Annotated in this window: 11 protein-coding genes; 3 read left to right on the forward strand and 8 right to left on the reverse strand. The window is 62.0% G+C overall.

Translation table 11 applies throughout. The features are described from left to right. Positions 1–17 precede the first annotated feature (17 nt). Positions 18–1,316, reverse strand: coding sequence for an amidohydrolase family protein (locus tag A6E15_RS18915; protein WP_076148676.1), 1,299 nt, complete (start codon positions 1,314–1,316; stop codon positions 18–20). A 193-nt stretch (positions 1,317–1,509) separates the two neighbouring features. On the opposite strand from A6E15_RS18915, the gene A6E15_RS18920 reads away from it, so the two are divergent. Then, complete coding sequence (locus A6E15_RS18920) at positions 1,510–2,847, forward strand: dihydroorotase (protein ID WP_076148677.1); 1,338 nt, start codon at positions 1,510–1,512, stop codon at positions 2,845–2,847. A gap of 97 nt (positions 2,848–2,944) precedes the next feature. On the opposite strand, the gene A6E15_RS18925 is transcribed toward A6E15_RS18920, so the two are convergent. Both A6E15_RS18925 and cofH read right to left on the reverse strand, forming a co-directional pair. Beyond that, complete coding sequence (locus A6E15_RS18925; RefSeq protein ID WP_076148678.1) at positions 2,945–4,657, reverse strand: NAD(+)/NADH kinase; 1,713 nt, start codon at positions 4,655–4,657, stop codon at positions 2,945–2,947. Positions 4,658–4,871: 214 nt separating this feature from the next. Then, on the reverse strand, positions 4,872–6,227 hold the full coding sequence (gene cofH / locus A6E15_RS18930) for a 7,8-didemethyl-8-hydroxy-5-deazariboflavin synthase subunit CofH (RefSeq protein WP_076148679.1): 1,356 nt from the start codon (positions 6,225–6,227) through the stop codon (positions 4,872–4,874). A 209-nt stretch (positions 6,228–6,436) separates the two neighbouring features. Here cofH and thrC point away from each other — a divergent pair, with 209 nt between their 5' ends. Continuing rightward, positions 6,437–7,693, forward strand: a complete 1,257-nt coding sequence (gene thrC, locus A6E15_RS18935) for a threonine synthase (RefSeq protein ID WP_076148680.1) — start codon at positions 6,437–6,439, stop codon at positions 7,691–7,693. A 131-nt stretch (positions 7,694–7,824) separates the two neighbouring features. Here thrC and A6E15_RS18940 read toward each other — a convergent pair whose 3' ends face one another. Both A6E15_RS18940 and A6E15_RS18945 read right to left on the reverse strand, forming a co-directional pair. Further along, positions 7,825–8,862, reverse strand: coding sequence for an LLM class flavin-dependent oxidoreductase (locus tag A6E15_RS18940; protein WP_076148681.1), 1,038 nt, complete (start codon positions 8,860–8,862; stop codon positions 7,825–7,827). Between the two features lie 162 nt (positions 8,863–9,024). Next, entirely contained in the window at positions 9,025–10,668 is a 1,644-nt protein-coding gene (locus A6E15_RS18945) for an N-acyl-D-amino-acid deacylase family protein (protein WP_076148682.1), read from the reverse strand. A 128-nt stretch (positions 10,669–10,796) separates the two neighbouring features. Between A6E15_RS18945 and A6E15_RS18950 the strand changes: the two genes are divergently transcribed. Next, on the forward strand, positions 10,797–12,029 hold the full coding sequence (locus A6E15_RS18950) for a Zn-dependent hydrolase (RefSeq protein WP_076148683.1): 1,233 nt from the start codon (positions 10,797–10,799) through the stop codon (positions 12,027–12,029). A gap of 64 nt (positions 12,030–12,093) precedes the next feature. On the opposite strand, the gene A6E15_RS21220 is transcribed toward A6E15_RS18950, so the two are convergent. The 3 genes from A6E15_RS21220 to npdG form a co-directional block, all read right to left on the reverse strand. Next, complete coding sequence (locus A6E15_RS21220; protein WP_217693458.1) at positions 12,094–12,432, reverse strand: PhnE/PtxC family ABC transporter permease; 339 nt, start codon at positions 12,430–12,432, stop codon at positions 12,094–12,096. A 103-nt stretch (positions 12,433–12,535) separates the two neighbouring features. Next, positions 12,536–12,859 carry an ABC transporter permease family protein gene (locus tag A6E15_RS21225; RefSeq protein ID WP_217693459.1) on the reverse strand — a complete coding sequence of 108 codons (324 nt, stop codon included), beginning with the start codon at positions 12,857–12,859 and terminating at the stop codon, positions 12,536–12,538. Between the two features lie 467 nt (positions 12,860–13,326). After that, entirely contained in the window at positions 13,327–13,995 is a 669-nt protein-coding gene (gene npdG / locus A6E15_RS18960) for an NADPH-dependent F420 reductase (protein ID WP_076148684.1), read from the reverse strand. Positions 13,996–14,256: the final 261 nt, after the last annotated feature.

The raw sequence follows: 14,256 nt of genomic DNA on the forward strand, positions 1-14,256 counted from the left end.
TAGTCGGTACTACCAGTTCAGAGCCGGTCCCAGAGTTCGGCGCTCGCCTCACCGACGGACTCCAGTTCAGCCTCGTCGACGCCACTGATTCCCTGGTCTGGACTGTACGCGATTTTTCCATCGATGACGGTCCGCGTCACGTCAGCTCTGCTTGCGGCACTGACGACGTAATAGGGAGCACTTTCCGGGAGCACAGGGTTCGGACCGAGGTCGAGTGTGACGAAGTCGCCGCGTTTCCCGACTTCGATGCTACCGATTCGGTCTTCCATTCCGAGAACTTCCGCGCTGCCGATAGTCGCCCACTCGAGGGCTTTCGCCATGTCGAAGCCGCTCGGGTCGTTCTTCTTCAGTTTGTGGATGCCGACGGCCGACCGCATCGTTTCGAACATGTCGGGATCCCAGCCGTCGTCCCCGATGCCGATCGTCATGTCGAGTTCTTCCATCGTCTCGACGTCGGCGATGCCGACCGCGTTGTTGATGTTCGAGTACGGGTTGTGCGCGACCTTAACGTCGTTTTCGGCCAGAATCTCGAGTTCTCGTTCCGTGGAGTGGACGCAGTGGGCGGCGATGACGTCCGCCTCGAAGAACCCCATCGAGTCGAGCGCTGGTACGGGTCGCTCGCCGTACTCCTTGATCGACTCGTGGACGTCGACCAGTCCTTCCTCGAGATGGATCTGGATCGGTCGATCGTCCTGAATCGCACGCTCGACGCACTCGTCGACGACGTCCTCCGTGTTCGTAAACAGGGTGTGGAGGCAGTAGTGGCCGGTGATATCGTCGTACTCGTCCTCCACCTCCTGAATGTACCGCTGGTTCTCGTCGATCCCCTCGAGGGCTTCCGCTTCGGAGTGCCGCGCGGTCGTCTCGAACGAAATCATGCTGCGGATCGGCGTCTGGGAGACGCCGTCGGCGACGGCGTCGAGCGCGCCGGGAAGCGTGTTCGGCCCGGAGTAGTTGTCACAGAACGCCGTCACGCCACCTTCGACCATCTCGGCAGCCGAGCCGAGGGCGGAGAATCGGGCGTCACGCATCGTGAACGCTTCGTCGACTTCCCACCAGATGTCGACGAGCGCTTCGTAGAAACTCTCCGGGGACGCGGTCAGCGGGGCGCCGCGAATCGGAAGCGCGTACATGTGCGTGTGGCAGTTCACCAGGCCGGGAATAACGACCTCGTCGCGAGCGTCGATCGTCTCTTCGGCGGACTCGTATCCGTCGGCGATGTCGATGATTTCGCCGTCCTCGACGACGACGTGGACCTCTTCTCTGACCTCGCGCTCATCGTTCATGGTGATGAGCGTGCCTGCGTTCAGTATCACACCATGGCAGATACTGTCGTTCTACAAAAAGGTACCTCTGGTCGATGTCGCCGACGTTTCACAGATGGCGCCACATCGGTGCCACAGGCGAGGTCGCTACGTGGCTGCGTTAGCCGAGACGTTACGCCCGAAATATGACAAAATAATTACCGTATCGCTAACTGTTTTGGTCGTTCGCGATACGGTTTTGTTCATGACTGATCGGCTCATCGAAGACGCGCGTATCGTCAGTGCGACCGGCGTTCGGGAGGGATCTATCGCCATCGACGACGGCCAGATACGGGCAGTCGGCCCGGATGTCGCGAGCGAATACGGCGACGCGACTGACGTGATCGACGCCGCGGGAAAGATCGCCCTTCCGGGCGTCGTGGATATCCACAACCATCTGCACGATCCGGACCTGTTTCCGACGGATATCGACTTCGCGTCACAGACGGCGAGTGCCGCGGCCGGCGGGGTGACGACCGTCGTCGAACTCCCGACACAGAGCCCGATCACATCGCCGGACGCGTTCCGGAAGAAGAGAGACGAATGCGCCGAACTCGCACATATCGACTTCGGACTGGTCGCGGGGAACGTCGAAGAGGCGGACATCGACGTCGAGGGGATCATGGCGGAGGGGACGCGCGATTTCAAGACGTTCACTGCCGAGCCGTACCTCGCATCCGACGAGACGATCGTATCCCTGATGGACGCCGTCGGAAACGCCGGCGGGAAAGTCCGCGTTCACTGCGAAACGCAGGGCATCCTCGACCACGCTCGAGCGTCGATAGACGAAGGCACACCGGACGTGTACATGGAGTCCCGCCCGCTCGAAGCGGAACTCGACGCCATCAATCGGATGGGTTGGTTCGCCGAGTACGCTGAGTGTCCCCTGCACGTCGTCCACGTCTCTAGCGGGAGCGGGGCGCGCGAAGGCGGCCGATTCAAATCTCGATCGAACGTGCCGGTGACCCTCGAGACCTGTCCGCATTACCTCGCGTTCTCGGCGGAAGACGTCGACGAGAAGGGACCGTTCCTGAAGGTCAATCCGAGCCTCAAATCGCCAGAAGAGGTCGATCGGCTCTGGGACGCCGTCCGCGACGGAACGATCGATCTCGTCGCCAGCGAACACTTCCCGACCAATCGGGAAGACCGAGAGCACGGCTGGGAGAATATCTGGGAGCCTTACGCCGGACTGCCCAGCATCGAAACGATGCTCGAGTTCCTCGTCAGTGCCGGCGTTCACGAGGACCGTCTCTCTTGGACGCGACTTCACGAACTCGTCTGTTCGCGGCCGGCACGCGAGGCCGGTATCTATCCGCGGAAGGGATCGCTTCAAGAAGGGGCCGACGCGGACATCGTCCTCGTTCGTGAAGACCAGTACACGGTTTCGGCCGACGACCTACAGTACGTCGGCGGCTGGACGCCGTACGAGGGTCGCGAGTGGAGTGCACGTGTCGACACGGTCATTGCAAACGGCGACGTTATCGCCAGCGATCACGAGGTCCGATCTTCGCCCGGCCGGGGTGAGTTCCTCTCACGGCCGTAGCTCACCGCTTGAACGGGCGAAAATATCAACTGTGTGATGTATACGAAACGAGAGGGGGACGGTAACGCCGCAGGCAGGTATAACGTGACGCAGTACGTCAGTCTGCGCTGGTCTGTTGCGTAGCTTGCAGTTCCTGTTCGTCGTCGAGATGACTGAGCAGGTCCTCGTGGACCGGTCCGTTCGATCCGACGAGTTCGTTCCGCGTCTCGTGGGCCGCGATCGGGTCGTACTGCTCCCCGTCCGCGTTCGTGATCGTGGCGCCGGCTTCGCGGGCGATAACTACCCCAGCAGCGACGTCCCACGGATACGTGTCAAACTCCCACACCGCGTCAGCGCTTCCGGCCGCCAGGAAGCAAAGGTTCAGCGCAGCCGAACCGATACTGCGAACACCGCGGGTCTCCTGATAGCAGTGCGAGAGGAACGTCCCGTTCGGATCGTATCCGGAGAGGAGCATACACTCGTCCAGCGACGTTCGATCGGTCGTCGAAATCGGAAGGCCGTCCAGCGTCGCTCCTTCACCTTCGATCGCGGTGAACATTTCGTCCGTCTCCGGCGCGTAGACGACGCCCATGACGGGTTCCTCGTCCTCGAGAAGCGCGATGGAGATCGAGTAGTTCGGGTTTCCGTGTGCGAAGTTCCCCGTGCCGTCGAGCGGATCGATCAACCAGGTGTACTCGCTCGTCCCGACTTGTTCGTCGCTCTCTTCCGACCGGATCCCGTGGGTAGGGAACTCGTTTTCGATGACGGTCGTGATGATGTTGTCCGCTTTGTAGTCTGCCTCGGTGACGATGTCCGATTTATCGGATTTATACTCGACAGACTCCGTCTGTCCGTGGAGTTCTCTGAGCGCCTCACCGGCCGCCTTCGAAGCGTCCTCCGCTACCTGCTTGGCCCGGCGGACGACGTCTTCCGCTTCTGAGGTCTCGACCGCCCTGTCGGTATCACCGTGATCGTGTCTGTCTTCGCGGACGCTCCAGCCGAGTTTCTCGGAGATAGACGTGAAGAAATCGTCGTCGTAACTCGTGTTGACGACGAGTGCCGACGTGTCGGCTCCGCTGATCGTGATCGTATCGCCCTCCTCGAGACGAGTCTGCGCGCGTCCACCGTCCACGAGGAGGTTTGCGGACCCCTCCGAGACGACTTCGATGGTGGTGTCGGCATCGACGATGAGCGGGCGGGTACCCATCCGATGGGTGTGCAGCGGCACGATCTGTAACGACGAGTTGTTCATCGGGTAGTGGACGGGGCCGCCGGCGGACAGTGAGACGCCCGTCGAACCCGTCGGCGTCGACACTGCGAGCCCGCTCCCTTCGTACTCACCGACGAACTCGCCGTCCGCGAACACCTCCAGCTCGGTGATCTTCCTGTCGACGGGGTTCTCCGGCGGCTCGTGTTCGATCATGACGTCGTTGATACCGGTACAGTCGACTCCGTTGCCCTCGACGTGTAACTGCTGGCGGCGATCGACCGTCGCACCGCCCCGAACGGTTTCGTCGAGAGCGTCCGTGAGGTCGTCCGGGGAGATACTCGCGAGGAACGCGAGGGTTCCGGCGTTGATCCCGAGAATCGGGACCTGCCTCGGACTGAATTGCCGGACGCCCTCGAGGTACGTCCCGTCACCGCCGAGAGTGACACCCAAGTACTCGCGTTCTGGGGTGTATACGTCGTCGATGTCGTCGCCTACCTCGACCGCGTGGACAGGTATCTCGTGATCGGCCGCCCACGTTTCGAGCGTCGATAGTTCGTCCTCGCTGTCCGGGCTGACGAGCGCGATGATCTCCTCTATTGTCGCCAAGCGTCTTCCGTACATGGTTGTAACTCGCTGCTAGCTCTCCGTCTACTCTCATCGGCGTCCGTGCCGACGGTAGTAGACTATGCTAGCGTCCACCGAACCATCGATCGATTACAGTATAAAAGCACTGTCGCCACGTCGAGTGTGGCATGAGTGTGCCGTCAGTGTGGCTCGTCCGTTCGGTGTGTGGCGCCGGACGCAATAGCCGTATGACGCGAAGATCGTCGAGGAGTTACTTGATGAGCGGCGTCCCGTCGGCGGCAGGTCCGAGGCGGGGGCCGATTCGGTCCGACCCGACGTCGATGCGACGGCGCTGTTCGTAGTCCGACGAGCGTTCGACCGGCGGTCGTCCGATCGCCGAGAGCATGTCGCAGTACTCTTCGAACGAACGGAACTGGCCGTAACTGCCACCGGCTCGCTTGGTGATCTCTTCGGAGAGGATCGTTCCCATGAAATCGTTCGCTCCGCAGTTGAGCATTTTCAACCCCTGAGCGTCGCCGTATTTCACCCACGACGATTGGATGTTCTCGATGTTATCGAGAAACAGGCGCGAGACGGCGATCATGAGTTCGTCCTCGTCGGTGCTGGCACCCGACTCGACGACGCCGTGTTCGGCAAGTGGGGTCTGTTCGTGCACGAACGACAACGGCACGAATTCGGTGATGTTCCCTGTCCTGTCCTGTAGGTCTCGAATGACGTCGAGATGCTGGACTCGATGCATTTCGTTTTCGACGTGGCCGTACATGATCGTGGCCGTCATCGGGAGACCGACCGTGGCAGCTGCTTCCATCGCTTCGATCCACTCCTCGGTTCCGATCTTCCCGGGGCAAATCACCTCGCGAACTTCGTCCACGAGGATCTCCGCGGCAGTCCCTGGAACGGAGTCCAGGCCGGCGTCTCTGAGACGACGATACACCTCCTCGTACTCCCAGTCGGTACCGCGCCGTGCGTGGTAGGCTTCTTCCGGCGTCATCGAATGGACGTGGACGCCGTCGACGCTCATCGCCTCCATCTGGTCGCAGTACGTCCCGGGATCATCGGTATATGCGGCGGGGGGCTTGTAATCGAGGTCGTTACGGTCGCACACCTCCAGTCGTTCCCGGTGTTCATCGTCGAGCGCGAATGCCGGATGAAGACCGCTCACGGAACAGACTTCGTAGATACCTCGCTCGACGGCGTCTCGCACGATCTCACGAGATTCTTCCGGCGTCTTCGTGAAGCCCCCGTGATCTTCGGTATATTCCGTTTCGAATTTGCTGGCGGTGTCCTTGAAGTTGCAGAATTGACACCCCGTGTTACACGCCGTCGTCACGTTATTGTTGAGATTGGCCACGAACGTCACCGCCTCACCGACCGTCTCCGCGCGTCGGTAGTCGGCGATCCGGAGCACTTCCTCCTTGCGCCCCTGGTCGATTTCGGGGCTTTCCGTCCCCGTGGTGAGCAGTTCGACTCCGTCGTCGACGGTCAATCGCTCTCCGTTACGGGCCTTTTCGAGCGCGTTCTCGAACGATTGCGTCGTGTCTGGACGGTGGCTGTATTCCATTCGACCGGCGGGTCCAGTGACCCCCGCTCGAAACGCGTCGGACATGAAACGAAGACGTACAGCCGCAACGATAAATGTGCCCCTAGCCGATTACTAGACGACTCTGCGAGACATTTGTGACGGGTTTGGGAATCGTGTGTCAGCCGGAGACTGCGATTGCTCTGTTGTGTTTCGAAAACGGGGCACATTGTCAGCGACAGCCGTTTTGAATGGTGTGCGGTGTCTTTTAGTGGGTGCCTTGCTTGACATCTCGTATGGCAATGGACCATGTCACTACGTTAGAGTGTACGATTTGCGAGAGGGAGTACGATCCCGATCAGATTACTTATACCTGTCCGGAACACGAGGGCGTCAAAGGCATTCTCGAGGTCAAGTACGATTACGACGTCATCGACGACAACTTCGACGCCGACCTCGACGGAAACATTCAGAGCCAGTGGAAGTACGAGGCATTCCTGCCGGTCGACGACGACGCGGAGGTCGTGACACTCAACGAAGGTGGGACGGACCTGTTCGACGCACCGAACCTGAGCGAGGAACTCGGCGTCGAGACGCTCGTCAAAGACGACGGGCGCAATCCGACTGGCTGTTTCAAAGACCGCGCCAGTTCCATCGCGGTGACGAAGGCCAAACACGCCGGCCGTGACATCATCACGTGTGCGTCGACGGGGAACGCGGCGGCTTCGCTGTCCGGATACGCGGCGCGTGGCGGTCTGGACTGTCGCATCTTCGTTCCGGGGGCCGCGCCCGCCGGCAAGCTCGCGCAGCCGCTCGTGTACGGCGCCGACGTCCTCGCCGTCAACGGGTCCTACGACGAAGCGTACGACCTGAGCGTCGAGGTCACGGACGAGTACGGCTGGTACAACCGCAATGCTGCGATCAACCCCTTCCAGGTGGAAGGGAAACGAACCGTCGGTCACGAACTCGCGGAACAGTCGGTGGTACGCGGGGAAGTGCCCGATTGGGTGGTCTTTTCGATGGGTGACGGCTGTACGATCGCCGGCGCTTGGAAGGGCTTCAAGGAATTTTACGACCTCGGCTACGTCGACGACTACCCGAAGATGCTCGGCGTGCAGGCGGAGGGGGCCTCGGCAATCCACGACGCGTTCCAAGGCCACGAGGACCTCGACGATATCGCAGACACCATCGCCGACAGCATTGCCGTCGGCCGGCCGCGCAACACGATCAAGGCCTGCCGCGCTCCTCAGGAGAGCGGCGGGGACACCGTGTTGGTCTCCGACGAGGAGATTCTCGAGGCCGAGAAACTCCTCGGAAGCGCGGAGGGGATTTATGCCGAACCTGCAGGAGCGACGCCGGTCGCCGGCGTTCAGGAGGCGCTGGAGCAGGGCATCATCGAACGGGACGAAACCGTCGTCGTCGTCTCGACGGGCTTCGGCCTGAAGGATACCGAGAGCGCGAAGAAAGCAACGGGCGACGTTAACCGAATCGAACCCGAACTTTCCGAAGTGGAAGCACTGTTCGGGGACGCCCAGGCCGCCGCCGACGACTGATCGTCGTCGGAGCGCCGCTGAAGGTCCGTCTTGATCCGGGATGCTATTCTCGAGCGGAAGATGGGAACACGCCGAACAGAACGGATGGTCCTATCGCTCGCCCGAACCGGAAACGAGTGCGTGCCGTATCACTATAAGTAGCCGTCAGCGAACTCGTCGATCATCAGTTCGCGGTCGTCGCCGAGCGGATAGAGGATCGGGCACTGGCAGCCGCTCTCAGCGTACTCGCGGACTTTTTCCCGACACTGCTCGGGAGTCCCGCTGGCCGTGAGCTTGTGGACGACGTCGTCCGGAATGAGTTCCATCCCCTGCTTGATGTCTTCCTTGTCCGCCGGCCAGCCGCCGATCGCGTCACCGACCTCGTCGATGAGGTCTTGACTGACACCACTCGCCTTCATGATGTGGGGCTGCTGGCCCAGATACTGCGTGATGAGTTCGCGTGCGTTGTCGAGGGCCTTGTCGACGTCGTGGTCCATCGAACAGACGATCAGTTGCGGTCGGTCGATGTCCTCGAGCGAGCGGCCGCCGCGATCTGCCCCGGTCGCGAGGGCGTCGAGTGCCTTCTCGTTGTACTCGGGACTGACGAGGTAGTTCATCAGGGCGCCGTCGGCGAAGTGACCCGTGAGCTCGAGCATTTTGAATCCAGTACCGCCGACGTAGACCGGTACCGTCCGCGGACCGGAGTCGCCGTGGACGACGTCGAGTTCCACGTCGCGCATCTGGACGAACTCGCCGTCGTAGGTAACGTTCTCCATGGCCAGGAGGTCCTGCGTGACCTCGACGCACTCTCGCATCGCGCGGAGAGCACCGCTTCGGTCGATGCCGACCTTCTCTGCAAGCGGGTCCCACCAGGCGCCGATTCCACACTGGATGCGGTTCGGGCCGGCGAGTTCCTCCAGCGTGCTCATCGTCTGGGCGATGAGTGCGGTGTTTCGCGTCCAGTTGTTGATGACGCCGGTCCCGAGCTTGATCTGATCCGTGACGGCGGCGTACGCGCCGAGTGGCGTGATGCCGTCGCGTGCGAGTCGAGACTCCGCCTGCCAGATCTCGTCGATTCCCTGATCTTCTGCGTATTGGACGAGCTCGAGATTCTCCTGTAACGAATGTTTGTCCTGCAGGTAGATGCCAACACGGTCGCCTCTATCGAACACTTGTTTGCTACTGCTCATTGGAATTCCGTTGAGAAATAACCCGAGGTCTACTAAATAAGTATGGGTGATAAACTCAGGCAATACCGAACAACCGACTGCAGATCTGTACCGACCGATTGCGCGAGCGGACCAAATCGGTGTGGCTCTGTGTCGGTCGTGTGCCACAGTAGGGTCCGTGTGTCACGACTCGATGGACGACCTATCGAGTGCCGGTCGGTCGGAGCCACCCCACTCGTCGGTCGAGCGGAGAATCTCACCGTTCCGAACGCCCGTCGGCGACCCGTCCTCGACGGCCATCGCGCCGCCGACGAGAATATACTCGAAGCCGTCTGTGAGCTGGAAGGGGTCCTCGTAGGTGGCGTTCTCCGACACGGCGTCGAGATCGAAGGCGACGAGGTCTGCGACGTATCCCTCCTTCACGTATCCCCGGTCGTCGAGTCCGAGGATGTCGGCGGGGTGGCCGGCCGCCTTGCGTGCCATGAGCGGCAGGGATAGCACATCGCGCTCACGGACGTATCGTTCGAGGATGCGACCGAACGTCCCGATGGCTCTCGGATGGGGTTTGCCGCCGAAGATGCCGTCCGTACAGAACGTTCCTCGGTCGTCCGCGAGGAACCGCTCGATGTCTTCTTCCGACATGACGAAGTCCGCCATCGTCACGTCCAGGTGCTCCTCGGCCAGGAGTTCGCACATCGCATCGACCGGGTCGAGGTTTCGCTCGGTCGCGATCTCCTCGACCGTGTCTCCCTGATAGTCGCCGCTCGCAGTCCGCGTAATGAGGATGTTATCCCACGTGCCCGCCGCGCGAGCCAAGTTTTCCCATTCCCCGGGCGACGAGATGTCCTCGGCGATTCGCTCTCTGACATCCTCCCGTCGCAACCTGTCGAGAATGTCCGCCGTTTCGCCCTGTCGTGCCCACGGCGGTAACAGCGCGGTGAGCATCGTCGAGCCCGCCGTATAGGGGTACTGGTCGAACGAAACCCGCTGTCCCGCTTCGACCGCTTCGTCGAACAGATCGAGGACGTCCGTGGAGTTCCCCCAGTTCTGTCGGCCGCCCACTTTCAGGTGCGAGACGTGTGCGTGACACCCGCCGCGCCGACAGAGCGCGAGATAGCGGTCGATCGATTCGACGACTCGATCGGTCTCGTTCCACACGTGAGAGATCATAAACGAGTCGCGGGTCGCGAGCGTCTCGGCGAGCGCCTCGAGTTCCGGGTCCCGCCCGTAGGAACTCGGCGGATAGATCATCCCCGTAGACAGTCCGAACGCGCCACCATCGATAGCCCGTTCGAGCCTCTCCTGTAGTTCGGTCACCTCTTCCGCCGCGAGTTCGCGGTCCTCGAAGCCGGCGATGTGAGAGCGCAGATTCCCGTGTGGGGCGTAGTGGGCGGCGTTGACGGCCGGTGCTGCTTCCTCGAGTTCGTCGAGGTACTCGGAGACGGAACTCCAGGGCCACCGCCTGTCGATCGTGCCGTCCAGCGACTGGATGCGCTTCTCCCACTCGGTCTTCATGTCCTCGGGCACGGGCGCGACGCTGACCCCGTCCTGGCCGAGCACTTCTGTTGTGATACCCTGCGTGATCTTCTCCTCGGCAGTGGGCTTGGAAATCAGCCGTAGCTCCGAGTGGGCGTGCATGTCCACGAATCCGGGGGCGAGATACGATCCGTCGAGGTCGATCTGCCGGTCAGCGCCGGCCGACTCGTCGCCGATGCGTTCGATTCGACCGTCGTCGACAAGAACGTGTGCGCGGAAGGCCGGCCCGCCGGTGCCATCGAGAACGCGTGCGTTCCGGAACTCTACGGACCCCGTGCTAACAGACGACATGTATCGACTCTCGAGGATGGGCCGTTTGGTTCTTTCGGTGAGGTGCGACACGTTTGGCAGTGTTTGGCCGCCGTTCTACGGCGGATCCCTCCGGAATGTTAAAGTTAGCCCCGCTGGTGCGTTCTCATATGGCTGAAGTGAGTATCGACGAGCAGCGATTCCGCCGACGGTTCGACGAGTTCAGCGAGATCGGGGCGACCGAAAACGGCGGGGTGAACCGCCCGAGCTTGTCCGACGAGAACGAGGAAGCCCGAGACACCGTCGTCGAGTGGTTTCGCGAGGCCGACCTGACGGTCCGCATCGACGAGATGGGGAACATCTTCGGCCGTCGATCCGGGGCGGATCCGGACGCCGACCCGGTCATGTTCGGCTCCCACATCGATAGCCAGTACAACGGCGGCCGATACGACGGTGTGATCGGCGTCCTCGGCGGCCTCGAAGTCGTCGAGGCCCTCAACGACGCCGACGAGACGACGACTCGTCCCCTCGAGGTCGTCGCGTGGAGTAACGAAGAGGGCGTCCGGTTCCAGCCGGACATGCTCGGAAGCGGCGTCTTCTGTGACATTTTTGACCTCGACTACGCGTACGAGCGCGAGGACAAAGACGGGCAAACGTTCGGTGAAGAACTCGAACGAATCGGTTACAAAGGCGACGAGCCCTGCGAGCCCCACGACATCCACTGCTATTTCGAGATGCACGTCGAGCAGGGACCGTTCCTCGAGCAGGAGGGCCTCCCCGTCGCGGCCGTCGAAGGCGTGTTCGGCTTCTCCTGGATGAACGTCACGTTCGAGGGGCAGGCGAACCACGCCGGCCCGACGCCGATGGACATGCGTCACGACGCCTTCGTCGCGACGGCCGACGTGACCGACAGCGTCCGGCGGATCACCGCGACCGAAGGCACCGACCTCGTCGGCACCGTCGGCAGCGTCGACGTCTGGCCGAACGCGATCAACGTGATCCCCGAGAAAGTCGAGTTCACGATCGACTTCCGGTCGTACGACGACGAGGCCGTCGACGCTGCGGTCGAACAGATCCAGCGCGAGATCGCCCACGCGGCCGAACGAGAGGGCCTCGAGTACGAGTTCGAGGAGATCATGCGCGTCGACGCCGATCCCTTCGACCAGGGCTGTATCGAGACGGTCGTCGACGCCGCCGAAACGGTCGGCTGCGACTACACGCGCCTCGTCAGCGGTGCCGGCCACGACGCCAACTACCTCAACAAGATCACGCCGACGAGCATGATCTTCGTCCCGAGCGTCGACGGCATCAGCCACCGGGAGAACGAGTACACCGAATGGGAAGACATCGTGACCGGAACCGAAGTGCTCCTCGAGGCGGTCCGGTCGAAGGCGTCAGCGTAGGCGGTGTCCGGGACGGCCTCGTATCATTTCCGTTCGGCGTCGTTGCGACTTCCGACTGCCGAGTTTACACCATCCGAGCGCGAAGTCGCGACGCGAGCGCGTCGGACAGCACCACGAGCGCGAACACAGCGGCGATCGAAGTGACGAGTTTCTGACACTGTAACCGCTGAATCGAGATGACGAGGTAGTAGCCGATCCCGCCGGCGCCGACGAAGCCGAGTATCGTCGCCGAGCGGATGGCACACTCCCACCTGTAGAGCGTGTCCGACGCTACCGTCGCCGATACCTGCGGGATCATACCGTGACAGACGGCCTGGAACCGCGTCGCCCCGCTCGACGCGACCGCTTCGGTCGTCATCGGATCCGTATCCTCGAGGAAGTCCGCGTACAGTTTGCCGAGCACGTATTGTGAACCCCGAGTGCGAGTGCGCCGGCGAACGGTCCCAGTCCCACGGCGGTGACGAAGAGGAACCCTCAGACGAGGCCGGGGACCGATCGGAGAAAGCTCAACAGAAGTCTGGCACCGCGATGGAGCGCGTATCCGAGCGCGACTCGCGAGGTGGACGCACTGGTATACAACGGCCCCTGATGGGTATCGATGCACTCGCGAGCGCGAGCGGGATCGCGAAGGCGACGGCGAGGGTGGTGCCGACGATGCTGATCGCGAGCGTTTCGATGACTGCCCACAGCAGTCCTCGGATGGTTCGACCGAGCAGGAAATCGTGGCCGATGTCCGGCGGATATCCTTCGGTGACGAGCAGCCACATCTGGCCGCGAGCATCCGACGATAGCAGGAGGAACGGATCGACGTCGACGATCCACCCGGCCACTACGAGGACTACTGTCGCCGCTAACACGGGCGACAGCGATCGTTTCGAGAGGAGTGTACGACCTCCGTGTAGATCGGTTCCGGCGTGGCGTTGAGTACTATCGGTCATGGATGGCGTCTCTGACGAGCGACGATCCCGGAGTCGCGGTCGGAACGGGAAAGCAGAAACCATCCCGATGGGATCGGCGGTGATTGCGTCTCCGTTGCCACTCGTACGCGAGAATGTATCAATGTTACCCCGACTCGAACCGGCCCTCGATGACGGACTTTGCTCCACCGGTAACTCGTTGTCCCGACGGACGAATGGGGCCTCGAGATTGAGTTCACGCGACTCGTCCCGTCGTTGTGGTGCATCAGGCAGCAAGTCCAACGGCGAGATTCACAGTTCGACGTTGGTTCGTCGATGAAGCACAGCCGATTTGCGACCGAGTGATCGATGTCAACCGCGATGGAGAACGTCTCCGCTCGTCACTCGAACCGGACGCCGAGGTCGTGCATTCCGTCGTTGTTCATCGCGAGGTTGATCAGAAGCGGCGTCACGCTCTCGACGACGCCGGTGTTCGCGAGCGGACCGCCGTCGAGTGGCCTGAGACCGTCGATGTCCTCTGCCAGTGCCATGACCGTCTCCTTCGCCTCGCTATCGTCACCAGTAACGACGACGTCGGCCTCGAGATCGGTCTCGAGGTCGCTGAGCGCGCCCGCAGCGAGGTTCTGGAACGCGCTCACGACCGGTACGTCGTCGGGGGCCGCGCGATCGACTACTTCGGCGACGGATCCCGCTTCGGGCGGATCGTAGTGAAAGCCGCTCGCGTCACGCGACATCTGAACCGCCGGACTGACAAGGATATCGTCCTCCCCAAGGACGGGAGCGACCGTTTCGACCGTCTGCGGCGCGTATTCGGGCGGGACGCTGACGACGACGACTTCGGCGGAATCGGCGGCCGTCTCGTTACTATAGCCGGCGATATCGAGAGTGACGCCGATCTCTTTCAGCGACGAGTGGTACTCGTTCGCCTTCCGCTCGGCCTTGTCGGCGTCTCGCGATCCGATGACGACCGAGTGGTCGGTGTCCAGCGCCCAGCGCAGCGCGAGTCCCTGTCCGATGTCACCAGTTCCTCCGAGGAGTGCGATCTCCATACGGTGACAATACAGGGTGTGCTTCAAAACTGTATTCGTCACACAGCGATCGGACAAACCTGCGACACAGCCGCCACTACCACACGGCTGTGCCAACGGACGAACTGACGGGTGACGAACCCGATCGCGGACGACGCGGGACGCCACAGTTGCCTAACGAACCTGGCCGGTCGGTCTGCGGAGTCTGGGCCGTCTCGGGCCGGCATTGAGGCAGTCACCCATAGATATATGTGTTGTTGTCTCGCATCCTACACCACGACG

This window comes from Natrinema saccharevitans, assembly GCF_001953745.1.
In the GTDB taxonomy this organism is placed as follows: Archaea; Halobacteriota; Halobacteria; order Halobacteriales; family Natrialbaceae; genus Natrinema; species Natrinema saccharevitans.